The sequence below is a fragment of the Microbacterium sp. HJ5 genome (assembly GCF_054824025.1).
Genome location: NZ_JSYE01000016.1, coordinates 1 through 21,740, shown reverse-complemented (window position 1 = coordinate 21,740; position 21,740 = coordinate 1). Strand labels below are relative to the sequence as shown.

General features: G+C 71.4%; 21 protein-coding genes. 11 read left to right on the top strand and 10 right to left on the bottom strand.

Going from position 1 to position 21,740, the window contains the following annotated elements; translation table 11 throughout:
* The first annotated feature begins 11 nt into the window (after positions 1–11).
* Positions 12–1,676, top strand: a complete 1,665-nt coding sequence (locus tag OB08_RS08900; protein ID WP_461474091.1) for an FAD-binding oxidoreductase — start codon at positions 12–14, stop codon at positions 1,674–1,676.
* Complete coding sequence (locus OB08_RS08895) at positions 1,673–2,590, top strand: diacylglycerol kinase (RefSeq protein WP_461474090.1); 918 nt, start codon at positions 1,673–1,675, stop codon at positions 2,588–2,590. Before OB08_RS08900 ends, OB08_RS08895 begins: the two co-directional genes overlap by 4 nt.
* Here OB08_RS08895 and OB08_RS08890 read toward each other — a convergent pair.
* Both OB08_RS08890 and OB08_RS08885 read right to left on the bottom strand, forming a co-directional pair.
* On the bottom strand, positions 2,587–2,829 hold the full coding sequence (locus OB08_RS08890; RefSeq protein WP_461474089.1) for a zf-HC2 domain-containing protein: 243 nt from the start codon (positions 2,827–2,829) through the stop codon (positions 2,587–2,589). The two genes, OB08_RS08895 and OB08_RS08890, sit on opposite strands and share 4 nt — an antisense overlap.
* The gene (locus tag OB08_RS08885; protein WP_461474088.1) at positions 2,826–3,425 is read right to left on the bottom strand and encodes a sigma-70 family RNA polymerase sigma factor; all 600 of its coding nucleotides are present in this window, start codon (positions 3,423–3,425) and stop codon (positions 2,826–2,828) included. Before OB08_RS08885 ends, OB08_RS08890 begins: the two co-directional genes overlap by 4 nt.
* 154 nt (positions 3,426–3,579) lie before the next feature.
* Here OB08_RS08885 and aroA point away from each other — a divergent pair, with 154 nt between their 5' ends.
* Genes aroA through bcp form a run of 3 tightly spaced genes read left to right on the top strand, consistent with a single transcriptional unit; the run spans position 3,580 to position 6,524 of the window.
* Positions 3,580–4,953, top strand: a complete 1,374-nt coding sequence (gene aroA / locus OB08_RS08880; protein WP_461474087.1) for a 3-phosphoshikimate 1-carboxyvinyltransferase — start codon at positions 3,580–3,582, stop codon at positions 4,951–4,953.
* Positions 4,950–6,038: a ribosome small subunit-dependent GTPase A gene (rsgA, locus tag OB08_RS08875; protein ID WP_461474086.1), complete on the top strand. Its 1,089-nt coding sequence runs from the start codon at positions 4,950–4,952 to the stop codon at positions 6,036–6,038. The genes aroA and rsgA overlap by 4 nt, the downstream gene beginning before the upstream one ends.
* A gap of 9 nt (positions 6,039–6,047) precedes the next feature.
* On the top strand, positions 6,048–6,524 hold the full coding sequence (bcp, locus tag OB08_RS08870) for a thioredoxin-dependent thiol peroxidase (RefSeq protein ID WP_461474085.1): 477 nt from the start codon (positions 6,048–6,050) through the stop codon (positions 6,522–6,524).
* A 65-nt stretch (positions 6,525–6,589) separates the two neighbouring features.
* Here bcp and OB08_RS08865 read toward each other — a convergent pair whose 3' ends face one another.
* Positions 6,590–7,000 (bottom strand): histidine kinase, encoded by a 411-nt coding sequence (locus OB08_RS08865; protein ID WP_461474084.1) that lies wholly within the window; start codon positions 6,998–7,000, stop codon positions 6,590–6,592.
* Positions 7,001–7,250: 250 nt separating this feature from the next.
* Here OB08_RS08865 and OB08_RS08860 point away from each other — a divergent pair, with 250 nt between their 5' ends.
* The gene (locus tag OB08_RS08860; protein ID WP_018171995.1) at positions 7,251–7,499 is read left to right on the top strand and encodes a WhiB family transcriptional regulator; all 249 of its coding nucleotides are present in this window, start codon (positions 7,251–7,253) and stop codon (positions 7,497–7,499) included.
* Between the two features lie 59 nt (positions 7,500–7,558).
* Here OB08_RS08860 and OB08_RS08855 read toward each other — a convergent pair whose 3' ends face one another.
* The 3 genes from OB08_RS08855 to OB08_RS08845 are packed head-to-tail and all read right to left on the bottom strand — an operon-like array spanning position 7,559 to position 10,981.
* The gene (locus OB08_RS08855) at positions 7,559–9,046 is read right to left on the bottom strand and encodes a sensor histidine kinase (protein WP_461474083.1); all 1,488 of its coding nucleotides are present in this window, start codon (positions 9,044–9,046) and stop codon (positions 7,559–7,561) included.
* A gap of 10 nt (positions 9,047–9,056) precedes the next feature.
* Positions 9,057–10,355: an AAA family ATPase gene (locus tag OB08_RS08850; RefSeq protein ID WP_461474082.1), complete on the bottom strand. Its 1,299-nt coding sequence runs from the start codon at positions 10,353–10,355 to the stop codon at positions 9,057–9,059.
* A complete protein-coding gene (locus tag OB08_RS08845) occupies positions 10,352–10,981 on the bottom strand; it encodes an SAF domain-containing protein (protein WP_461474081.1) in 630 nt (209 codons plus the stop codon). The genes OB08_RS08850 and OB08_RS08845 overlap by 4 nt, the downstream gene beginning before the upstream one ends.
* 98 nt (positions 10,982–11,079) lie before the next feature.
* On the opposite strand from OB08_RS08845, the gene OB08_RS08840 reads away from it, so the two are divergent.
* On the top strand, positions 11,080–11,361 hold the full coding sequence (locus tag OB08_RS08840) for a helix-turn-helix domain-containing protein (RefSeq protein WP_461474080.1): 282 nt from the start codon (positions 11,080–11,082) through the stop codon (positions 11,359–11,361).
* Between the two features lie 74 nt (positions 11,362–11,435).
* Here the strand turns inward: OB08_RS08840 and OB08_RS08835 are convergent, their stop codons facing one another.
* Positions 11,436–12,041, bottom strand: coding sequence for a hypothetical protein (locus OB08_RS08835; protein ID WP_461474079.1), 606 nt, complete (start codon positions 12,039–12,041; stop codon positions 11,436–11,438).
* 129 nt (positions 12,042–12,170) lie between these two features.
* Here OB08_RS08835 and OB08_RS08830 point away from each other — a divergent pair, with 129 nt between their 5' ends.
* Positions 12,171–12,611, top strand: a complete 441-nt coding sequence (locus OB08_RS08830; RefSeq protein WP_461474078.1) for an Rv3235 family protein — start codon at positions 12,171–12,173, stop codon at positions 12,609–12,611.
* A gap of 65 nt (positions 12,612–12,676) precedes the next feature.
* On the opposite strand, the gene OB08_RS08825 is transcribed toward OB08_RS08830, so the two are convergent.
* The 3 genes from OB08_RS08825 to secA all read right to left on the bottom strand — a co-directional run bounded on the left by OB08_RS08825 (position 12,677) and on the right by secA (position 17,325).
* Entirely contained in the window at positions 12,677–13,033 is a 357-nt protein-coding gene (locus OB08_RS08825) for a hypothetical protein (RefSeq protein ID WP_461474077.1), read from the bottom strand.
* A 128-nt stretch (positions 13,034–13,161) separates the two neighbouring features.
* A complete protein-coding gene (locus OB08_RS08820) occupies positions 13,162–14,388 on the bottom strand; it encodes a pyridoxal phosphate-dependent aminotransferase (protein WP_461474076.1) in 1,227 nt (408 codons plus the stop codon).
* A gap of 111 nt (positions 14,389–14,499) precedes the next feature.
* A complete protein-coding gene (gene secA, locus OB08_RS08815) occupies positions 14,500–17,325 on the bottom strand; it encodes a preprotein translocase subunit SecA (protein WP_461474075.1) in 2,826 nt (941 codons plus the stop codon).
* Between the two features lie 196 nt (positions 17,326–17,521).
* On the opposite strand from secA, the gene OB08_RS08810 reads away from it, so the two are divergent.
* From OB08_RS08810 to OB08_RS08800, 3 genes are all read left to right on the top strand, one after another.
* Positions 17,522–18,136 (top strand): PadR family transcriptional regulator, encoded by a 615-nt coding sequence (locus OB08_RS08810; protein WP_461474074.1) that lies wholly within the window; start codon positions 17,522–17,524, stop codon positions 18,134–18,136.
* Positions 18,137–18,498: 362 nt separating this feature from the next.
* Entirely contained in the window at positions 18,499–20,250 is a 1,752-nt protein-coding gene (locus OB08_RS08805) for a DEAD/DEAH box helicase (RefSeq protein ID WP_461474169.1), read from the top strand.
* 90 nt (positions 20,251–20,340) lie between these two features.
* Entirely contained in the window at positions 20,341–21,696 is a 1,356-nt protein-coding gene (locus OB08_RS08800) for a hypothetical protein (RefSeq protein ID WP_461474073.1), read from the top strand.
* Positions 21,697–21,740 lie beyond the last annotated feature (44 nt).

Here is a 21,740-nt window from a genome sequence, read left to right as displayed (position 1 = left end):
ATACTGTCGCCATGACTGCGACGGAGCATCCGGTGCCGCCCGTCCGCCTCCCGGCCGTGCCCACGCCACGCGACCGCGGCGCGTGGGACGCGTGGGGCGACGAGCCCGCCCGCCTGCCCACGGGTGCCCGCGCCCTCGTCTCCGCGCTGCTCCCCGGCAGGACCCATCCTGTGCCGCGGCGCGCGCGACCCGCGCTCACGCCGTCGCGTCTCGCCGACGACGACCTCGCCGCGCTCGCGACGATCGTCGGCCCCGCGCACGTGACCCGCGAGGACGACGCACGACTGTGGCACCTCGGCGGCAAGAGCACGCCCGACCTGCTGCGCCGGCGCCTCGACGATCCGCAGACCGCGCCCGACGCCGTCGCCTCCCCCGCCGCGCACGACGAGGTCGCCGCGCTGCTCGCCGTATGCGCGCGGCGCGGCCTCGCCGTCGTGCCGTTCGGCGGGGGCACGTCGGTGGTGGGCGGCGTCGACCCCGAGTCCGGCCCGCACCGCGCGGTGATCGCGCTCGAGCTCGTCCGCACCGCGGCCCTCCTCGACCTCGACGAGACCTCCCTCCTCGCGACGTTCGGCGCGGGCACGACCGGCCCCCAGGCGGAAGAGCTGCTCGGCGCGCACGGCTACACGATCGGCCATTTCCCGCAGAGCTTCGCGTACGCCTCGCTCGGCGGGTACGCAGCCACGCGCTCGAGCGGGCAGGCCTCACGCGGCTACGGCCGCTTCGACGACCTCGTGCACGCGCTGCGGGTCGCGACGCCCGCCGGTGACCTCGCCCTGGGCCGTGCTCCGGCCGGCGCCGCCGGCCCCGACCTGCGCGAACTGTTCCTCGGATCGGAGGGCGCGTTCGGCGTGCTCACGGAGGTGACCGTGCGCATCCGCCCGGTCGCGGCGGTCACCGCGTACGGCGCCTGGAGCTTCCCCGACTTCGCGTCGGGCCTCGCCGCGCTGCGAGAGGCGACGCAGCGAGGCATCCGTCCCACGGTCCTGCGTCTCAGCGACGAGACCGAGACGCGCGTGAACGCCGCGATGGGCGGGCATCTGACCAGACTGAGCGGATGCCTCGCCGTCGCCACCTTCGAGGCGTCCGGCGATGGCGAGGCCGGCGCGATGCGCGCCGCCCTCGATGCGGTCTTCGCGGGCCACGGCGCGAAGACGCGCGGCGAGGACCCCGCCCGGTCGTGGGAGCGGGGTCGCTTCGCGTCGCCCGCCCTGCGGGACACGCTCATGGATTCCGGCATCCTCGCCGAGACGCTCGAGACCGCCGCGACGTGGTCCGACCTCCCCGGGCTCAAGACCGCCGTCACCGGTGCGCTCACGCAGTCGCTCACGGCGGCGGGCACGAAGCCGATCGTGCTGTGCCACATCTCGCACGTCTACCCGGCGGGCGCGTCGCTCTACTTCACCGTCGTCGCCGCGCTGACCGACGATCCGCTCGCCCAGTGGAGCGAGGCGAAGGATGCCGCCTCCCGCGCGATCGGCACGGCACACGGCACCATCACGCACCACCACGCCGTCGGCCGCGACCACCGCCCGTACCTGGAGGCCGAGATCGGCCCGCTCGGCGTCGAGATCCTGCGCGCGGTCAAGAACGTGCTCGACCCGACGGGGATCATGAACCCCGGCGCGCTCGTGGCGCCGGCCGAGGCGTCCGCCGTCCCCGGCTCCGACGCATGAACGTCGCGCTGCTGGTGAACCCGGCCGCGCGGGCGGGCGCGCACACGGGCGCCGCCACCGAGGCCGCCGAGCGGCTGCGCGCCCACGGCGTGAAGACGACGATCATCAGCGGCGGCAGCGCCTCGGAGTCGTCCGAGCTGCTGCGCGCCGCGCTCAGCCTCGGCACCGACGCCGTCGTCGTGGCCGGCGGCGACGGCACAGTGCGCCTCGCGGTCCAGGAGCTGGCCGGCACCGGCATCCCGCTCGGCATCATCCCCGCGGGCACCGGCAACGACTTCGCGGCGACCCTGGGGCTGCGCGAGCTCGACGTGCGCACCGCGGCCGACACCATCGCCGCGGGGGCGACGCGCACGATCGACCTCGCGCGGGTGACGCGCAGCGACGGCTCGACGGCGTACTTCGGCACGGTGCTCGCGAGCGGATTCGACTCGAAGGTCAACGACAGGGCCAACGCCATGCGCTGGCCGAGGGGCGGATCGCGCTACAACATCGCGATCCTGCTCGAGTTCGCGACCCTCGCCGGGATGCCGTATGACGTCGAGTTCGAGCTCGCCGACGGCATGCGCCACCGCGAGTCCGGAGATCTCGTGATGGCCACCGTGGGCAACGGGCGCACCTATGGGGGCGGCATCCCGATCTGTCCCGACGCCCACCCGGCCGACGGCCTGCTCGACCTGGTGCTCGTACGGCCCGCCGGGCGCCTGCGCCTGCTCCGGCTGCTGCCCAAGGTCTACGCCGGCACCCACGCGAGCGTGCCCGAGGTGGCGATGCACCGCGTGCGATCGGTGCGGCTCGACTCGCCCGGCGTGACGGCGTATGCCGACGGCGATCCCATCGGTGCGCTGCCGCTGACCGTGGATGTCGCGCCGGGCGCGCTCACGGTGTTCGCGCGGGACGGCGCGACCTCGGGCTAGTGCGTGGCCTGCACCGCACGGAGCTTCGCGAGCACCTGGTCGCGCAGCTCCTCGGGGGCCGTCTCCTTGCACGCGCGCGCGACCACCTCGGTGAGGGTGGTGGCGACGAGCGCCTCGTCACGGCATCCGGGGCAGTTCTCGAGGTGCTCCGCGATATCGGTGTGCTGGGTTTTGCACACCTCGTTGCGCAGGTACTCCTCCAGGTCGCGCCGCGCCTTCTCGCAGCCGCAGTCCGTCATTTCGTGCTCCTCGTGGCGGCGGTGGAGATGCCGCGCTCGTTCGCGTAGTCGGCCAGAAGTTCACGGAGCATTCGCCTGCCACGGTGCAGACGGCTCATGACCGTGCCGATGGGGGTCTTCATGATGTCGGCGATCTCCTGGTAGGCGAAGCCCTCGACGTCGGCGAGGTACACCGCCAGCCGGAAGTCCTCCGGGATGGACTGCAGCGCGTCCTTGACGACCGAGGCCGGCATATGGTCGATCGCCTCGGCCTCGGCCGAGCGGGTGCTCGTCGCCGTGGTCGACTCGGCGCCGCCGAGCTGCCAGTCCTCCAGCTCGTCGATCGTGCCCTGGTAGGGCTCGCGCTGCTTCTTGCGGTACGTGTTGATGTAGGTGTTCGTGAGGATCCGGTACAGCCACGCCTTGAGGTTGGTCCCCTGCGTGAAGGTCTTCCACGACGCGAACGCCTTGACGAAGGTCTCCTGCACGAGGTCGGCCGCGTCGGCCGGGTTGCGCGTCATGCGCATGGCCGCGGCGTACAGCTGGTCCATGAAGGGCAGCGCCTGCTCTTCGAACTGCTGCCGCGTGTCCTGCACCTGGTCGATCGGCTCGCTCATCACGCGCCATTCTACGGCGGCGCCCTCCGGTGCACGTGAGGGGTCCCGTGGTGACGCCTCGGTGTCGAGGCGGTCGAGAGTGGCGATCATCCGGCTCCGCTTCCATGTCATCGTTCCCGGTCGCTGGGGACGGGGTTCAGTAGGGTAGAACCCGATGACAGGCAGCGGCTATTCCCCTTCCACCGCGCCGGGTGGGCGCGGACCGTGGCGCGCGCCGGTCGCGTCCGGTCCCCTGCACGCGACGGTCACGGTCCCCGGGTCGAAATCCCTCACCAATCGCGAGCTCATCCTCGCGTCCCTCGCCGACGGACCGAGCCGGCTCACATCGCCGCTGCACTCCGACGATTCGGCGCGCATGATCGAGGCCCTGCGGGCTCTCGGCGTCGGCATCTCGCTCGAACCGGGGTCGAGCCGCTTCGGCGACGACATCATCGTCAGCCCCGTGTGGCCGCTGCAGGGCGACACCGTGATCGACTGCGGTCAGGCCGGAACGGTCATGCGCTTCGTCGCCGGCCTCGGCGGCTTCGCGCGCGGCGACGTCACCATCACCGCTCACGAGAGCGCCCTCCACCGCCCGATGGGGGCCATGATCACGGCGCTCCGCGACGTCGGCGTCGACATCGACGACGGCGGGCGCTGGGCGCTCCCGTTCATCGTGCGGGGGCACGGCCACGCGCGTGGCGGCGAGGTGACGATCGACGCGAGCGCGTCGAGCCAGTTCGTCTCCGGCCTGCTGCTGGCGGCACCGCGGTTCGACGTGGGCCTGCACCTGCACCACGCCGGCGAGCGACTCCCCAGCATCCCGCACATCGACATGACCGTCGAGGCGCTCGGCCACCGCGGGGTGCACGTCGAACGCCCGGCGCCCGGCGAGTGGATCGTCCCCGCGGGCCCGCTGCGCGGCAAGGACGTGGCGATCGAGCCCGACCTCTCGAACGCCGCGCCGTTCCTCGCCGCCGCGATGATCGTCGGCGGTTCGGTCTCGGTCACCGGCTGGCCCGCGCACTCCACCCAGCCCGGCGCGATGCTCACCGACATCCTGGCGCTCATGGGAGCGCGGGTGCAGCGCCGAGGCGGCGCCCTCACCGTGACCGCCGGCGCAGGCATCCAGGGCGTCGACCTCGATCTCTCCGCCGCCGGCGAGCTCACGCCCACGATCTTCGCGCTCGCGGCGTTCGCCGACGCGCCGTCGACACTGCACGGCATCGGGCACATCCGCGGTCACGAGACCGACCGCATCGCGGCCCTGGTCGGTGAGCTGCGGGGCCTCGGCGGCGAAGCGGAGGAGCTGCCCGACGGCATCCGGATCGTTCCCCGCACCCTCCGCGGAGGCACGTGGCACGCGCACCACGACCACCGCATGGCGACCACCGGCGCCCTCATCGGGCTGGCGGTCCCGGGCGTCGAGGTCGACGACATCGGCACGACGGCGAAGACCATGCCGGAGTTTCCGCAGCTGTGGCAGGCGATGCTCGAAGACGACGGCAGCTCCGCCGGCCAGGCCACGGAGACGATGCGGGCATCGTGAGCTGGCTCGACGATCTCGACGAGGACGACGAACCCGAGTTCGACGAGGCGAACGTGCGCGTCCGCCCGAACCCGAAGGCCAACCGGCCCCGCACGAAGCGTCGTCCCGCCCACTCGGACGCCCGGATCGCGCGCGTCCTCGGGGTCGACCGCGGCCGGTACACCGTGCTCGTCGACGAGGACGGCCCCGACGAGCGCACGATCTCGGCGGTCCGCGCGCGTGAGCTGCGCAAGACGCCGATCGTCACCGGCGACCGCGCGCGCGTGGTCGGCGACACCACGGGCGACGAGGGCACGCTGTCGCGGATCGTCGGCATCGAGGAGCGCACCTCGCTGCTGCGCCGCAGCGCGGACGACACCGACCAGGTGGAGCGGGTGATCGTCGCCAACGCCGACCAGATGCTCGTGGTGGTGGCGGCCGCCGATCCCGAGCCGCGCGCACGCCTCGTCGACCGCTATCTCGTCGCGGCGCTGGATGCCGGCATCCGTCCTCTTCTCGTCGTGACGAAGACCGACCTCGCCGACCCGACGGAGTTCCTCGCGCACTTCGACGGTCTCGACCTCGAGGTCTTCACGAGTGCCCTCGGCACAGACGACGACCCCGCCGCGGGGATGCCGCTCGACCGCATCGGCGCGGCGCTGGTCGGGCACTCGACCGTGTTCGTCGGGCACTCCGGCGTCGGGAAGTCCACGCTCGTGAACGCGCTCGTGCCCGACGCTCGCCGCGCGACGGGGCACGTCAACACCGTGACCGGTCGCGGGCGGCACACCTCCAGCTCGACCGTCTCGCTGCGCTACGCCGGCGCGGGGGGCAACGGCTGGGTCATCGACACGCCCGGCGTACGGTCCTTCGGTCTGGGCCACGTCGACCCCGCCAACATCCTGCGGGCGTTCACCGATCTCGACGCGATCGCCGAGGAGTGCCCGCGGGGCTGCACGCACCTGCCCGACGCACCCGACTGCGCGATCGTCGAGGCCGTCGAGGCAGGACGGCTCGGCCCCGGCGGGTCCGCACGGCTGGACTCCCTCCAGCGGCTGCTCGAGACCTTCGCCAAACGTGAGACGGGCACGCAGCGCGAAGCCTAGGCTGGTGGCGTGACCACGCGCCTCGAACCCGGTACCTCCGCCCCCGACTTCACCCTCGTCGACCAGGACGAGCGACCCGTCTCCCTCGCCTCCCTGCACGGCGGTAACGTCATCCTCTTCTTCTACCCCGAGGCGATGACCCCCGGCTGCACGACCGAGGCCTGCGACTTCCGCGACAGCCTCGCGCCGCTGCAGGCCGCCGGCTACACCGTGCTGGGCATCTCGCGCGACGAGCCCGAGAAGCTCCGCCGCTTCCGCGAGCGCGACGGACTCACCTACGACCTGCTCAGCGATCCCGACCACGCGGTGCACGAAGCGTACGGAGCCTGGGGCGAGAAGCTCAACTACGGCAAGCCCGTCACCGGAGTCCTGCGGTCGACGTTCGTGATCGACGGCGAGGGCCGCATCGTCCAGGCGCTGTACAACGTCAAGGCGACCGGGCACGTCGCGCGCATCCGCAAGCTCGTGGGCCTCGACGCCGCGTAGTCTCGCGCCGGCGACGCGGCGGCTCGCCCCGGTCCGTCCGTGGCGAGCGGACGCCCACCCGCGGTCTACGCCGTCGGCTCGCCGTCGCCCGCTTCGGCGCGGGCGGCACGGCCGGCCTCCCGCGCCGCGAGGATGAGCAGCACGACCACCACCACCGCGGGCGCGGCGATCATCAGCGCGGCCGTGGGTTCCGCATACGCACCCGTGGCGGCTCCGAGGGCGACGGCGAGGACGAGCAGCTGCGCCACGATCGCGCCGGACCGCCCCCACGACTGACCGCGCCAGATCGCGACGGCGAACGCGATCACGATCGCGGCGCCCACCGCCGTGAGCACGATGAGCGCCAGCGCACTGTCGATCGATGCGGTGTCGCCGGACACGACGGCGACCACCTGCCACACCGTGAGCGCGACCAGGCCGGCGCCCTCGAGGCCGACGAGGACGGCCGCGATGCGTCCGAGCGTGGTTGTTCGCATACCTAACGATCTTTCGGGTGAAGAGCCTTGCGATTGTGCGAACCCTCTATGTCGCAAAGGGAATACTCAGCAACTTGCACAGAATCCTGCCGATCATCCCTTGATCTAGGTAAACCGCTATGGGACGATTGGTAAAGCCGTGTGCTCCCACAGCGACGTGGGGCGAGCGAGAGCTCGCACACCCCACAGGGTACCGGACCCGAATTCGGTGTCCTCACTCTCAGAACCCCCGCTATCAAGGAGCACCACCATGGACTGGCGCGACAAGGCCGCCTGCCTGACCGTCGACCCCGAACTGTTCTTCCCCGTGGGGAACACCGGCCCGGCCGTCGATCAGATCGAGAAGGCCAAGTCGGTCTGTGCACGCTGCACCGTGACCGAGATCTGCCTGCAGTACGCCCTCGAGACCGGTCAGGACTCGGGCGTCTGGGGAGGCCTCTCCGAAGACGAGCGCCGCGCTCTGAAGCGCCGCGCCGCGCGCGCACGCCGCGCCTCCTGACGCGGCGCCCGCCCCCGGCGAGAGTCGACCGGATGCCTCGCCCCCCGGCATCCGCTCGATCAGTCGCGCGAGCGCTCGATGTAGCGCAGCGGGATCTCGATCGTGACCTCGGTGCCGCTGCCCGTGATCGTGTGCCAGTCGATCGTCCCGCCCAGCTCGCCCTGGATGAGCGTGCGGACGATCTGCGTGCCGAGCCCGCGTCCCACCTGACCCTCCGGCAAGCCTGAGCCCGTGTCGCGCACGCGCACTTCGAGGTGCTCGTCGGTGCGCTCGGCGATGATCTCGACGTCACCTTCCTGACCGGCGAGGCCGTGCTCGACGGCGTTGGTGACGAGCTCGGTCAGCGCGAGCGCGAGCGGGGTCGCGTACTCGCTCGGCAACGTGCCGAACCGGCCCGTCGAGTGCGTCTTGGCCCGCGTGTTCGGGGCGGCGGCGACCTCGGCGACCAGCTTGAGCACCCGGTCGAAGACCTCGTCGAAGTCGACGTTCTGCGCGAGTCCCTCGGACAGCGTGTCGTGCACGACGGCGATCGCCGAGACGCGGCGCATCGCCTGCGTCAGCGCGTCGCGCGCCTCCTCGCTGTGAGAGCGGCGCGCCTGGATGCGCAGCAGCGACGCGACGGTCTGCAGGTTGTTCTTGACGCGGTGGTGGATCTCGCGGATCGTCGCGTCCTTGGTGATGAGCTCCTGCTCCTGGTGCCGGATCTCGGTCACGTCACGGCAGAGGACGATCGCGCCGATGCGCTTGCCGTGGTCGCGCAGCGGGATGGTCCGCAGCGAGACCGTGACGCCCCGCGCCTCGATGTCGGTGCGCCACGGCGCCCGCCCGGTCACCACGACCGGCAGCGACTCGTCGAACTGACGCTTGCCGGGGAGGATCCGGGTGACGACCTCGACGAGCGACTCGCCCTCGAGCTCGTCGTCGAAGCCGAGCCGGTTGAACGCCGACAGGGCATTGGGACTCGCGAACGTGGTGATGCCGTCGACGTCGAGCCGCACGAGGCCGTCCGAGGCGCGGGGAGCGCCGCGACGCGGAGAGGTGGGCGCCGACATGTCGGGGAAGTCGCCCGTCGCGACCATGCCGAACAGCTCGTCGGCGCAGTCGTTGAAGGTGATCTGCTGCCGGGACGGCGTGCGGGCCTCCCCGAGGTTCGTGTGGCGCGTGAGCACACCGATCGTCTGGGCGCCCTCCGTGCCGCGCGCGCGCACGACGGGCACGGCGCGGACCCGGGTCGGGGTCTCCTCGAACCAGTCCGGCGACGCCGAGTCGACGATCCGCCCCGTCGCGAAGGCGTCGCGGACCTGCGTGCGCCACTGCGGCCGCACGCGGTCGCCGACGATGTCGCGGTAGAAGAGCGTCGCCGCCCCGCTCGGGCGGGTGTGCGCCACGGCGACGAAGGAGTCGTCGGAGGTCGGCACCCACAGCACGATGTCGGCGAAGGCCAGATCGGCGAGCAGCTGGCCGTCGCCGGCGAGACGGTGGAGCCACTCCACGTCCTCCGCGCTCGAACGGCCCTGGGCGTATACGAGATCGCTGAGGGTCGACACGCCTCTCAGCCTAGACGGCGCGAGCGAGCCGATCCGTCGGCGCCGGCTCGGGTCGACCTGCGCGCTCCCGCCGCGCCGGCTTCCGCCGACCCGCCCGCTCCGGCCGGGGCGGCGCGATTACGGCCTCTCCGACGAAGCGCCGCATCGCGAGCGTGAGCGGCGACTTGGGCGCGACCTCGGCGATGGGCTGCGCAGCGAGGAGCGCGGCATCGGCCGAGCGGGGATCGTGCGGCAGGAACCACACGTCCTCGATGCCGCCGAAGCGATCGAGCGTGCGCCGGACCTGGCCGCGCGCGTCGATGCCGAGCGTGCCGGGCCGCAGGCGGTTGGCGAGCACCGCGACGGGGGTGGCGCCGATCGAGGCGCGGAGCTCGGCGTGCGCCCGGAGGAACCGCGAGATTCCGATCGGATCGGCGCCGGCGACCGCCACGACGAGGTCGGCAGCCCGCAGCGCCGCGAGCGTGGCGGCGTTGCGTCGCGGTCCGTCCAGGTCGCTCATGATCTCTTCGTCGCGCTCGAGCGAGGACGAGACGTCCACGACGGTGAAGTCGGCCCAGTCGCGGCACACCGCGAGCGCTCCGTCCACGCGGGACTCACTGAGCTCCGGCCAGCGCGAGGGGCGGTTGAGCCCCGTCAGCACGTGGACACCGGTGCGGCCGACCGGCACGCTCACCCGCGTGAGCTCGCGGACGTCGAGCTGCCCGAGTCCGGCCTGGCGGCACGCGGCCGCGAACCCGGGACCCTCGTCTGCCACGCCGAGCGCGATCGCGACCGACGGCGCGTGCGTGTCGGCGTCGACGAGGCCGACGTGGCGTCCGCCGCGCGCGAGCTCGACCGCGAGCTCGATCGCCACGGTCGTGCGTCCTGGCGCTCCGGCGGGACCCCACACCGCGATGACACGCGGCTCGGGACGCGCCTCGGCCCGTGCGGGCCCGACGGGGGCGGGGGCGGATGCCAGCACCTCGGCGAGCCGCCAGGGCTCGATGTCTCGGGGAACCGGCCGCTCCAGTCCGAACGCCGCGGCGAGGCGCTCGGCAGCGGGATCGGCGCACAGGGGGATGATGCGTGTCCCCGCCCGGTCGCACAGCGCCACGACCGACGACGTGACGGTGTCTCGGGCGATGTCGAGCACGACCGCGTCGGCATCGGCGACGGCACGCAGGAAGTCATCGGCGTCCGCCCCGAGCATGCCGTCGCCCGCGGCGACCGAGAGAGCGGATGCCGCGACCACGCCGACGATGTCGTGCCCTTCTCGCCGCAGCCCGTCGGTGATGGCCCCGGCGTCGGTCGCGGCGATCAGGACCTTCATGACCCGCTGCCCGCGGTGGGCACGACGGAGAGCACGGAATCGTCCGACATCGCCGCGAGCGCCGCGGCGACGTCGGCGCGCGGGATGACGAGCTCGATCGCCGCCGCTCCCCCGCCCATCATCGAGTCGTCGCGCGACACCGAGACCACGGTCGCGTCGGCCACGAGGATGCGCGGCGCCTCGTGCTCGCCGTCCTCTCCGAGGGGAGCGGACCACACCTCGACGACGGTGCCCGCCTCGACGGCCGTCGGAACGTCGACCGCGCTGTGCACCACGATGTTCGTCGTGCGGGCGGCGCCTGCGTCGCCGACTGCGGCGGCCGGCACGAGCTCGCCCTCGGTGATCGTGCGCGTGGCGACCAGGCCCTCCGCGAGCTGCGAGGGAGTGAGGTACGACGCGCCGAGCTGGCCGAGGGCGACGTCGACCGCGCGGACGTCGTCGGACGTGACGGTCTCGCCGGGGACGATCGTGCGCGCCGCCGCGTAGGCGGGCGAGGTCTGGCGTGCCGCCGTGACCACGAGCCACACCCCGGCGACCGAGATGACGATGAGCAGCACCCCGAGCAGGAATCGGGCATCGCCCCAGAAGGCACGGCGAGGGGTGCGAGCGGTCTCCACAGCGGTCATCCCCCCATGGTCGCCCAGGCTGCGATCGGCGCGAAATATTTCTCCACAGCCGGTGCCGGCCCCGGCCCCCCTCTCCGGGGCGAGGCCATAATGGGGGCATGCCCGAGATCCCGACTTCGGACGTGCGTCTGCTCGCCCCCGCCCAGGTGGGCGAGGTGCTCGGCGTGTCGGTCGACGAGGTCATGGCGCTGGTCCTCGAAGGGCGTCTGCGTGGGCTTCGCGTGGGCTCTCCGGCGCGCTGGCGTGTGGAGGAGGCGAGCGTCTCCGAGTACCTCGACGATCAGGCTGAAGAGGCCCGACGCACCGCACTCTGGCAGCAGGCTCAGAACGCGAGCTTCCCCGAGCTGTGGGGCACCGGCACCGTCCGGCACTCCGACTGATCGGCCTGCCGAGGGCGAGGGCCCCGGCCACGTCCGGAGCGCGAGAGCCTCGGCGACGCCCGGCACCGGACCGCTCACGCCAGCGGCGCCGCACCCTCGATCCGGATCCACGCGACGGCGGCGAACGGCACGATGCGGTGCCCGGAGACCGCATCCGCGCGCCGCGGCGCCCCCGGATCGTGCAGCGCGAGGTCGAGGTGGTCCGCGCCGGCGCGATCGATGGTGCCGGATAGCATGCGGCCCGAGGCGAGGTGCACGGCGACGCCCGCGCGCCTCCTCACGAGGTCGCGGAGGGCGAACCCGAAGGTGAGCCGATCCGAGAGCGCCGACCGTGCCGGCGCCGGTCGCGCGCTGCGCAGCAGGTCGTGGTGGGGCATCGCGATCGTCGCGACGGACGCGAAGGGTGCGACCACGGCACCCGCCCTGCCCTCGGAAGGCTGCAGTGCCACCCAATCGGCGCCAACCCCGCTCACCGAGGCCCGCACGGTCGTGCCGTCCGAGAACTCGAAGGCGAGGCGGGATGCCGCGGCGTCGACGCCCAGCAGCATCGTGAGTCGCTCGCGCAGGGCGACGCGCGAGAGCCGCAGTCGCTCGGCCTCGGTGTCGAGCGCGGCGCGCTCCGCCTCCCATTCGGAGGCGAGCTGATCCTCGAGGTCGTCGAAGAACCGGTCCCAGCGCACCCAGCGAGAGTAGGGCAATCATCACGAGTCGATCACAAGTTATCCACAACGGCCCCGGCCGATTCCCTCTGTGAGTGCGCCGTGTGGTCTACTGGCGGCAAGACATCCCCCCTGTCGAGATAGGCACCCATGGCAACGACGCCCGCGGGCTTCGCCCGCGCATTCCGCGCGCCCGGTGGCGCCGTCGAGCTCTCCGAGTTCTTCGCGCCCCAGCGGACGCCGTCCACCGCGCTCCCCGAACCCGAGCCCTTCCTGCGCAACATCACGCGCGGGGTGCTCGAAGTGCTCGCCGGAGTCCGCGAGGTGGACCAGCTCGCCCGCTGGCTGACCGAGGACCCCTACCGCAAGCTCGTCACGCGCTCCAACCTGGCCGCCCGCGCACGCAGTGCGCGCGGTGTGCCGGCGAAGCGCCCGGTGCACACGATCATGTCGGTGCACCACTCCTCGCCGGTCGACGGCGTGGTCGAGTCCGTCGTCGTCGTGCAGGGCCCGGCGCGCACGCGCGCCGTCGCGCTGCGCCTCGAAGGCATGGACGGCCGATGGCGCGCCACCTCGCTGGCGCTTCTCTGACCGCTGAGCAGACCCGCCCGCGACCGACGTCAGGGCCTGTCACAGCGTCGTGACCGGCCCTGCCGTCAGCTCTCGTCGTCCTTGTCGATCAGCTCGAGGAGCGACTTCAGGGCGTCGCGGATCTCGTAGTGCTCGTGCTGTCCGGCGCGGCTCTCGCCCGCGATGACCCCCGAGCGGTGCACCTTGCGGAAGTCGCCGAACGGGAACGAGTACGCGCCCTTGGTCTCGCTGTTCTCCCGCCGGTCGACGCCCAGGTGCCAGTGCGAGTACTGCGTCCATCCCTCGCGCTCGATGAAGGCGTTCTCCTCGTCGGCGGTCGGCGACGCCTCCGACCAGTCGTCACGCTCGTCGCGCACGACCTTGCCCTCGCGGATGAGCGCCCTGGCGTGACGCAGGGCCGGCTGATTCATTTCGATGGCCATAGCGCGACGCTACGACGCGCGCGCGTGTCGCGGGAGGGGTTGACGGATGCGCCGCCCGCGCTCTCAGGGGCGGGTCGAACCCCGGGGCGCCCGAGCCGACCCGGTCGCCGGGGCGCGGCATCCGCTCATCACTGCCTGTACGACGAGAGGAAGTTGCCGAGTCGTTCGATCGCCTCCGACAGCACCCGCGCCTCGGGCAGCGTGACGATGCGGAGGTGGTCGGGGGTCGGCCAGTTGAACCCGGTGCCCTGCACCAGGAGGACGTGCTCGGCCACGAGGAAGTCGTAGACGAGCTTGCCGTCGTCGCGGATGTCGTACACCTCGGGGTCGAGGCGCGGGAAGGCGTAGAGCGCGCCCTGCGGTCGCACGCACGTGACGCCGGGGATCTTCTCGAGGCCCTCCCACGCGGCGTCGCGCTGCTCGTGGAGGCGTCCGGTGGGCGCGATGAGGGCGTCGATCGACTGCACGCCCGAGAGCGCCGCCTGCACCGCGTGCTGCGCGGGGACGTTCGGGCACAGGCGCGTCGAGGCGAGGAGCGTGATGCCCTCGAGGAATCCGGAGGCGTGCACTTTCGGCCCCGTGATCACGAGCCACCCGGAGCGGTAGCCGGCGACCCGGTAGGTCTTCGACAGGCCGTTGAACGTCAGCACGAGCAGGTCGGGCGCGACCGACGCCATGGGGATGTGGTGCGCCTCGTCGAACAGGATGCGGTCGTAGATCTCGTCGGAGAGCACCAGGAGCGAGTTCTCGCGGGCGATCTCGGCGATGCCCTCGAGCACCTCGCGCGAGTACACCGCGCCCGTCGGGTTGTTCGGATTGATCACGACGATGGCCTTGGTGCGCGGGGTCACCTTGGCCCGGATGTCATCGAGGTCGGGCTGCCAGCCGTTCTGCTCATCGGCGAGGTAGTGCACCGGCGTGCCCCCGCCGAGACTCGTCATCGCCGTCCACAGCGGGTAGTCCGGCGCGGGGATGAGCACCTCGTCGCCCTCGTCGAGCAGTGCCTGCATGACCATCGTGATGAGCTCGGACACGCCGTTGCCGAGGTAGACGTCGTCGGGACCGAACGGCGGGAACGTCGGGTCCTGCTCGTAGCGGTAGACGACCGCACGACGGGCCGAGATGATGCCGCGGCTGTCGCTGTAGCCGTGCGCGTGCGGCACCGCCTCGAGCATGTCGCGCACGATCTGGAACGGCGCCTCGAACCCGAAGACCGCCGGATTGCCTGTGTTGAGCTTGAGGATCGTGTGACCCTCGTCTTCGAGCCGATCGGCCTCGACCAGTGCCTGCCCGCGGATCTCGTAGAGCACATCCTTGAGCTTGCTGGACTGGTCGAGCGGGCGAAGCGGACTCATCGGATCAGAATACCGGCGGCGCGGCGGGGCCAATCGACCGCGCGTGGCCACCTCGCCGGTTCGTGTGAGCCGATGAGCGGATGCCGCGACCCCGGGGGCCGCGGCATCGCGTCACTGCTTCTTGTCGGCGGCGCGGCGCTGGGCGCGGTTCATCGGCGCCTGCTGCGGAGCCTGGGGCGCAGCATCCGTCCGCTGGCCGAAGGCCCCGCGCTGGGGCTCGGCGGCCGGCGCCTGAGCGGCGGGCGCCTGCGCGGCGGATGCCGCGGCCGCGGCCTGGCGGAGGCGGTTGGTCGCCGCCTGCTGCACCTGACCGCGGTCGTTGCGCACCTCGACCTCGCCGGCGTCGTTCGCGGCCGAGTACTCCAGCCCCTGGGGTGCCGCGGGGATCGCGCCGAGGCCCTTGGCGTCGACCTCGGCCTCGCCCTCGCCCTGACGGCGCACCTCGACCTCGAGGTTGTAGAGGTAGCCGACCGACTCCTCCTTGATCTGCCCCATCATCGACTGGAACATCTGGTAGCCCTCGCGCTGATACTCGATCAGCGGGTCGCGCTGAGCCATGGCGCGCAGGCCGATGCCGTCCTTGAGGTAGTCCATCTCGTAGAGGTGGTCGCGCCAGCGGCGGTCGAGCACCTGGAGCACGACGCGACGCTCGAGCTCGCGCGTGGCGGGCGTGCCGAGAGACTGCTCGCGGTTGTCGTACGCGATGCGCGCGTCGGAGAGGATCTCGCGCTTGAGGCCGTCGGCCGTGATGCCGCCCTTGCGGCCCGCGCCCTCGGCGACGACCTCGTCGATCGTCACGCTCACCGGGTAGAGGGTCTTGAGCTCGGTCCAGAGGGCGTCGAAATCCCAGCTCTCGTTGTGCCCCGAGCCGGTGTGGTCGTCGATGACGGCCTCGATCGCGTCCTCGATGAAGTGCTGCACGCGGTCGGCGATGTCGTCGCCCTGCAGGATGTGCCGGCGGTCGGAGTAGATCGCCTCGCGCTGGCGGTTCAGGACGTCGTCGTACTTGAGCACGTTCTTGCGGATCTCGGCGTTGCGCGCCTCGACCTGGCTCTGCGCCGACTTGATGGCCCGCGAGACCATGCCCGACTCGATGGCGACGTCGTCGGGGAAGTTCGTGCGCGCGAGGATCGCCTCGGCGGCACCCGACTGGAAGAGCCGCATGAGGTCGTCGGTCAGCGACAGGTAGAAGCGGCTCTCACCCGGGTCGCCCTGACGGCCCGAGCGACCGCGCAGCTGGTTGTCGATGCGACGGGACTCGTGGCGCTCGGTGCCGAGCACGTACAGGCCGCCTGCCTCGACGACCTTGGTGCTCTCGCCCGCGACCTTGTCGCGCATCGCCTCGTAGACGGCGTCCCACTCGGCCTCGTACTCGTCGGGCGTCTCGACCGGGTCGAGGCCCTTTGCCTTCATCTCCTGCACGGCGAGGAATTCGGCGTTGCCGCCGAGCATGATGTCGGTGCCTCGGCCGGCCATGTTCGTGGCGACGGTGACGGCCCCGAGGCGGCCGGCGCGGGCGACGATCTCCGCCTCGCGCGCGTGGTTCTTCGCGTTGAGGACCTCGTGCTTGATGCCCTTCTTCGCGAGCAGGCGCGACAGGTACTCGCTCTTCTCGACGCTGACGGTGCCGACGAGCACGGGCTGCCCGGCCTCGTGACGCTGAGCGATGTCTTCCACGACCTGGGCGAACTTGGCCGGCTCGTTCTTGTAGACGAGATCGGACTGGTCCTTGCGGATCATCGGCTTGTTCGTCGGGATGGGCACCACGCCGAGCTGGTAGGTCGACATGAACTCGGCCGCCTCGGTCTCGGCGGTACCGGTCATGCCGGCGAGCTTCTTGTAGAGGCGGAAGTAGTTCTGGAGCGTGACCGTGGCGAGCGTCTGGTTCTCGGCCTTGACCGGCACCGCTTCCTTCGCCTCGATCGCCTGGTGGATGCCCTCGTTGTAGCGGCGTCCGACGAGGATGCGGCCGGTGTGCTCGTCGACGATCATGACCTCGTCGTTCATCACGACGTAGTCGGTGTCGCGCTTGAACAGCGCGAGGGCCTTGATCGAGTTGTTGAGGAACGAGATGAGCGGGGTGTTGGCCGACTCGTACAGGTTGTCGATGCCGAGGTAGTCCTCGACCTTCTCGATGCCGGGCTCGAGCACGCCGATGGTGCGCTTCTTCTCGTCGACCTCGTAGTCGACGCCGACCTCGAGGGTCTTGGCGATCTTCGCGAACTCCACGAACCAGCGGTTCGCCTCACCCGACGACGGACCCGAGATGATGAGCGGCGTGCGCGCCTCGTCGATCAGGATCGAGTCGACCTCGTCGACGATCGCGAAGAAGTGGCCCCGCTGCACGAGGTCCTCCTTGCGCCAGGCCATGTTGTCGCGGAGGTAGTCGAAGCCGAACTCGTTGTTCGTGCCGTAGGTGATGTCGGCGTTGTACTGCTCACGGCGGATCTCAGGCGTCTGACCGGCGACGATGATGCCGGTGGTCATGCCGAGGGCGCGGTAGATGCGTCCCATGAGCTCGGCCTGGTACGACGCGAGGAAGTCGTTGACCGTGACGACGTGCACGCCCTCGCCGGCGATGGCGTTGAGGTACACCGGGAACGCGCCCGTGAGGGTCTTGCCCTCACCGGTCTTCATCTCGGCGATGTTGCCGAGGTGGAGAGCGGCGCCGCCCATGATCTGCACGTCGTAGGCGCGCTGACCCAGGGTGCGCTTCGCGGCCTCGCGCACAGCGGCGAAGGCCTCCGGCATCAGCTGGTCGAGCGTGGCGCCGGCATCGTAGCGGGCACGCAGCTCGGCGGTCTCGCCCCGGAGCTCCTCGTCGGTGAGGTGCGCGTAGTCCTCTTCGAGGGCGTTGACCGCCTTGACGACCTGCTGCAGCCGCCGGAGGATGCGACCCTCGCCGGCGCGAAGCAGTTTCTCGAGGGGGTTTGCCACGGAGTGTCTCCATCTGTCGGGTGTGGCGCGATGGCGCCGCTGCCGCCGAGGCGCAAGGCCCCAGACATACCTGCCTATGTTATCCACCCGTGACCTTGGTGTGCGCTGGGTGTGAGCGACGCGGATGCAGGAGGTTGCCCGGTATGTATATACTCAGCATCTACATACTCGGTATGCACTCGGACGGAGACGCTTCATGTCGGTGAGACAGAGCATGCTGGCCATCCTCGATCAGGGCTCGTGCTACGGCTACCAGCTCCGGGCCGAGTTCGACCGCCGCACGGGTTCGACCTGGCCGCTCAACGTCGGCCAGATCTACAACACCCTCGACCGGCTCGAGCGCGACGGTCTCGTGGCCAAGGGAGACGTCGACGACCGCGGGCACGTGTTCTGGTCGATCACGGATGCCGGCAGCGCCGAGGTGAGGGAGTGGCTGGCGTCCCCCGTCGAACGCTCGCAGGGCACGCGCGACGAGCTCGCGATCAAGCTGGCCGTGGCAGCGACTCTGCCGGGAGTCGACGTCGCCGCGATCATCCAGACTCAGCGGCGGGCGTCGCTCGCACAGCTCCAGACGCTCAATCGCGCGAAGTACGCCGGCGCCAACCCCGACGGCCCGGAGGAGCTGGCCTGGTCGCTCGTCGTCGACTCGATGATCTTCGCCGCCGAGGCTGAGGTCCGTTGGCTCGACCACACGGAGCAGCGCCTCGCCCTGCATCCCGAGCAAGCCATGGCTCTCGAGCTCTCCACCGAGCGCCCCAAGCGGGGCCGGCCCGCGAAGGGCGAGGCATCCGATTCCCTCGTCCCGGTGTGAGACGAAACCCGCCCTTCCGGACATATACACAGTGAACCGAGAGGACGTGCCATGACCCCTGCTGTGCCTTCCATCGATCCCGCCGCCATCAGCCTCCCTCCCACGGAGCCGATCGACATCACCGAGTTCGTCACGCAGAGCGTGCGTCCGGTCTGAGACCGCGAAAGCTCGGAGGATCGTCGGGATCTCGGAGCATCGGCGCCGATTCCTCCGAGAAACGCGCGATTCTCCGAGATTCAAGGAGGCGGGCGGATGCCCCGCCCCGCGGCATCCTGTCGCCTCCCAGGCGGCACGCACTAACCTGAAGCGTGACCGAAAGCGACTCCCCGATCGAGGCCGAGGCTCCCACTGAGCCCGCTGCGATGACGTTCTCCGACCTCGGCCTGGGTGACGCGGTGCTGAAGGCCCTGCGCGACGTGGGGTACGAGACGCCCTCCGCGATCCAGGCCGCGACGATCCCGACGCTGCTCGCCGGCCGCGACGTCGTCGGAATGGCGCAGACCGGCACCGGCAAGACTGCCGCGTTCGCGCTGCCGATCATCGACCGCCTCGATGTGTCGCAGAAGAAGCCGCAGGCGCTGGTGCTCGCACCGACCCGCGAGCTGGCGCTCCAGGTGTGCGAGGCGTTCGAGAAGTACGCCGGTCACCTCAAGAACGTCCACATCCTCCCCGTCTACGGCGGGCAGGGGTACGGCGTGCAGCTCTCGGCGCTGCGCCGCGGCGTGCACATCGTCGTCGGCACCCCCGGCCGCATCATCGACCATCTCGAGAAGGGCACGCTCGACCTCTCCGAGCTGCAGTACCTCGTGCTCGACGAGGCCGACGAGATGCTCAAGATGGGCTTCGCCGAAGACGTCGAGACGATCCTCGCCGAGACGCCGGAGACCAAGCAGGTCGCCCTCTTCTCGGCCACGATGCCCGCCCAGATCCGGCGCATGTCGCAGCAGTACCTGCACGACCCCGAAGAGATCACCGTCAAGGCCAAGACGCAGACGTCGGCCAACATCTCGCAGCGCTACCTCGTCACGGCGTGGCAGCAGAAGATGGACGCCCTCACCCGCATCCTCGAGGTCGAGAACTTCGACGGCATGATCGTGTTCGGCCGCACCCGCTCCATCACCGAGGAGATCGCCGAGAAGCTCCGCGCGCGCGGCTACTCCGCCGCCGCGATCAACGGCGACATCGCCCAGCCGCAGCGTGAGAAGACCGTCAACCAGCTGAAGTCGGGCAAGCTCGACATCCTGGTGGCGACCGACGTCGCGGCCCGCGGCCTCGACGTCGAGCGCGTCTCGCACGTCGTCAACTACGACATCCCGACGGATGCCGAGTCCTATGTCCACCGCATCGGACGCACCGGCCGCGCCGGTCGCTCGGGCGACGCGATCAGCTTCGTCACCCCCCGCGAGCGTGGGCTCGTCAAGATGATCGAGCGCGCCACGCGCCAGGATCTCACCGAGATGCCACTGCCGAGCGTCGACGAGGTGAACGAGACGCGCCTCTCGCGCTTCGACGACCGCATCACGGCCGCCCTCGGCGAGGGCGAGCGCATCGAGGCCTTCCGCGACATCGTCGCCCACTACGTGCGCAACCACGACGTGCCCGAGGTCGACGTGGCCGCCGCGCTCGCCGTCGTGGCGCAGGGCGAGACACCGCTGCTGCTCGAGCCCGACCCCGAGCCGGTGCACCGCGAGCGCACGAGCCGCTTCGATCGCGACGACCGCGAGCGCGGCGGGCGCTTCGATCGCGACGACCGCGGCGATCGCCCCCAGCGGCGCGAGCGCACGCCCCGCGAGGGCATGGCGACCTACCGCATCGCGGTCGGCAAGCGCCATCGCGTCGAGCCGCGCCAGATCGTCGGCGCGCTCGCGAATGAAGGGGGTCTGCGCCGCGACGACTTCGGCGCGATCCAGATCCGCCCGGACTTCTCGCTCGTGGAGCTGCCCGCCGATCTCGGCCGCGACACGCTCGATCGCCTGTCCGACACCCGGATCTCGGGACGCCTCATCGAGCTGCGTCTCGACACAGGAGGCCGGCCCCGCCGCAGCGACGACGACCGCGGGTACGGCCGCCGCGACGACGACCGCCCGCCGCGCAAGCCGCGCCACCGCGACTGACAGGCGAGCGGATGCCGCACCCGGCCCGCATCTCCACAGTCGACCCCGCCGCTCAGCCCGCTCACCGCCGACGCCCATAGGATCGAAGGCATGGCCGGATTCTGGGGCAAGCGCAAGCGTGAGAACGAAGAGCTCGAGGCGCAGGACGCCGATCTGGCACAGCGTGCACGGTCCGCGCTCGTCGCGGCCGACGAGCGCATCCGCGTGACCAGCGACGAACTGACCTTCGCCGAGATCGAGCTGGGCGTCGAGCCCACGAAAGATCTTCGCGAAGCGCTCGACGCCGTGCGCACCCACCTGGCAGAGGCCTTTCACCTGCACCAGCTCAACCACGACGAGATCCCCGACACCGCCGAAGAGCTGCGCACGCGCAACGCGCGCATCGTGCAGCTCTGCGAGTGGGCGGAAGAGCTCCTCGACGACCGCACGGAGGCCCTCGCGGGTCCGATCGCACGGGCGCGCCGCGCCCCCGAGATCATCGCCGGCGTTCGCGCCGACGCCGAGCGCCTGCGCGCGCGCCTGCCCCAGGCGCGCGAGACCGTCGAGCGACTCGCCGCCCGGTATTCGGCGGAGGCCCTCGCGCAGGTCGAGGCCAACCCCGCCGAGGCCGAGCAGCTGCTGAATTTCGCCGAGCACAGCGCCGGGATCTCCGAGCGCCGCCGCGAGGCGGGCCAGCGCGAGCAGGCGAACCTCGCCCTCGAGGCCTGCACCGAGGCGGCCCGGCGCGCCGCGACGCTCGTCGACGCCGTCGAGACCTTCGAGGTCGAGGCGCTCCGTGCCGAGTCCACGCTCTCCGCGATCGTCGAGGACTCGCGGGAAGACATCGTGGTCGCGCTCAAGGAGCCGCACTCCCCCGACGTCAGCGCCGCGATCGCGAAGCTCCAGGACGCCCTGTCGTCGCTCCCCGCCACCGGCGTCAACACGAACCCCTTCACCCTGCTCTCGCGGCTGCGCGAAGCCAATGCCGGACTCGACGAGGCCATCGCGAAAGCGCGCGAGCGCGCGGCGCGGCCGATCCCGCCCCTCGAGCACGTGCGGCACTCGATCGACGACGCCGACCGTCAGCTCGCCGTCACCCGCGACGTGATCGCCGGGCACCGCGGGTGGATCGGCGCCGACGCGCGCACGCGCCTTGCTGAGGCCGAGCGCATCCGCATCGACCTCGACCGCTACCTCGGTACATCCGCGTCCGCGGCCACCACGATCGACGAGGACCACCGCGAGCAGGCGATGGCGATGTCGCGCCGAGTGGCGTTCCTCGCGGGCGAGGCGCTCCAGCTCGCGCAGCGCGACATCGATGCGTCGCGCCCGCAGGGCGGGCCCGACCAGTGGGGCGGCCCTCAGCAGGGCTGGGGCGGCGGGCGCCGCGGCGGCGGCAGCGACCTCATGGGCGGCATCCTCGGTGGCCTCGTCATCGGCAGCATCTTCGACGGGTTCATGGACTGACCTGTCCCACACAGACGGATGCCCCGGCCGCGCGGCCGGGGCAT

Coding starts and splice junctions, on each gene's coding strand:
- OB08_RS08830 (WP_461474078.1), top strand. CDS start 12,171: ATGGCAACGACGCCCGCGGGCTTCGCCCGCGCATTCCGCGCGCCCGGT.
- OB08_RS08860 (WP_018171995.1), top strand. CDS start 7,251: ATGGACTGGCGCGACAAGGCCGCCTGCCTGACCGTCGACCCCGAACTG.
- OB08_RS08820 (WP_461474076.1), bottom strand. CDS start 14,388: ATGAGTCCGCTTCGCCCGCTCGACCAGTCCAGCAAGCTCAAGGATGTG.
- OB08_RS08890 (WP_461474089.1), bottom strand. CDS start 2,829: ATGACGGACTGCGGCTGCGAGAAGGCGCGGCGCGACCTGGAGGAGTAC.
- OB08_RS08800 (WP_461474073.1), top strand. CDS start 20,341: ATGGCCGGATTCTGGGGCAAGCGCAAGCGTGAGAACGAAGAGCTCGAG.
- OB08_RS08810 (WP_461474074.1), top strand. CDS start 17,522: ATGTCGGTGAGACAGAGCATGCTGGCCATCCTCGATCAGGGCTCGTGC.
- OB08_RS08895 (WP_461474090.1), top strand. CDS start 1,673: ATGAACGTCGCGCTGCTGGTGAACCCGGCCGCGCGGGCGGGCGCGCAC.
- OB08_RS08850 (WP_461474082.1), bottom strand. CDS start 10,355: ATGAAGGTCCTGATCGCCGCGACCGACGCCGGGGCCATCACCGACGGG.
- OB08_RS08885 (WP_461474088.1), bottom strand. CDS start 3,425: ATGAGCGAGCCGATCGACCAGGTGCAGGACACGCGGCAGCAGTTCGAA.
- OB08_RS08805 (WP_461474169.1), top strand. CDS start 18,499: ATGACGTTCTCCGACCTCGGCCTGGGTGACGCGGTGCTGAAGGCCCTG.
- OB08_RS08865 (WP_461474084.1), bottom strand. CDS start 7,000: ATGCGAACAACCACGCTCGGACGCATCGCGGCCGTCCTCGTCGGCCTC.
- aroA (WP_461474087.1), top strand. CDS start 3,580: ATGACAGGCAGCGGCTATTCCCCTTCCACCGCGCCGGGTGGGCGCGGA.
- OB08_RS08900 (WP_461474091.1), top strand. CDS start 12: ATGACTGCGACGGAGCATCCGGTGCCGCCCGTCCGCCTCCCGGCCGTG.
- OB08_RS08825 (WP_461474077.1), bottom strand. CDS start 13,033: ATGGCCATCGAAATGAATCAGCCGGCCCTGCGTCACGCCAGGGCGCTC.
- OB08_RS08845 (WP_461474081.1), bottom strand. CDS start 10,981: ATGACCGCTGTGGAGACCGCTCGCACCCCTCGCCGTGCCTTCTGGGGC.
- OB08_RS08840 (WP_461474080.1), top strand. CDS start 11,080: ATGCCCGAGATCCCGACTTCGGACGTGCGTCTGCTCGCCCCCGCCCAG.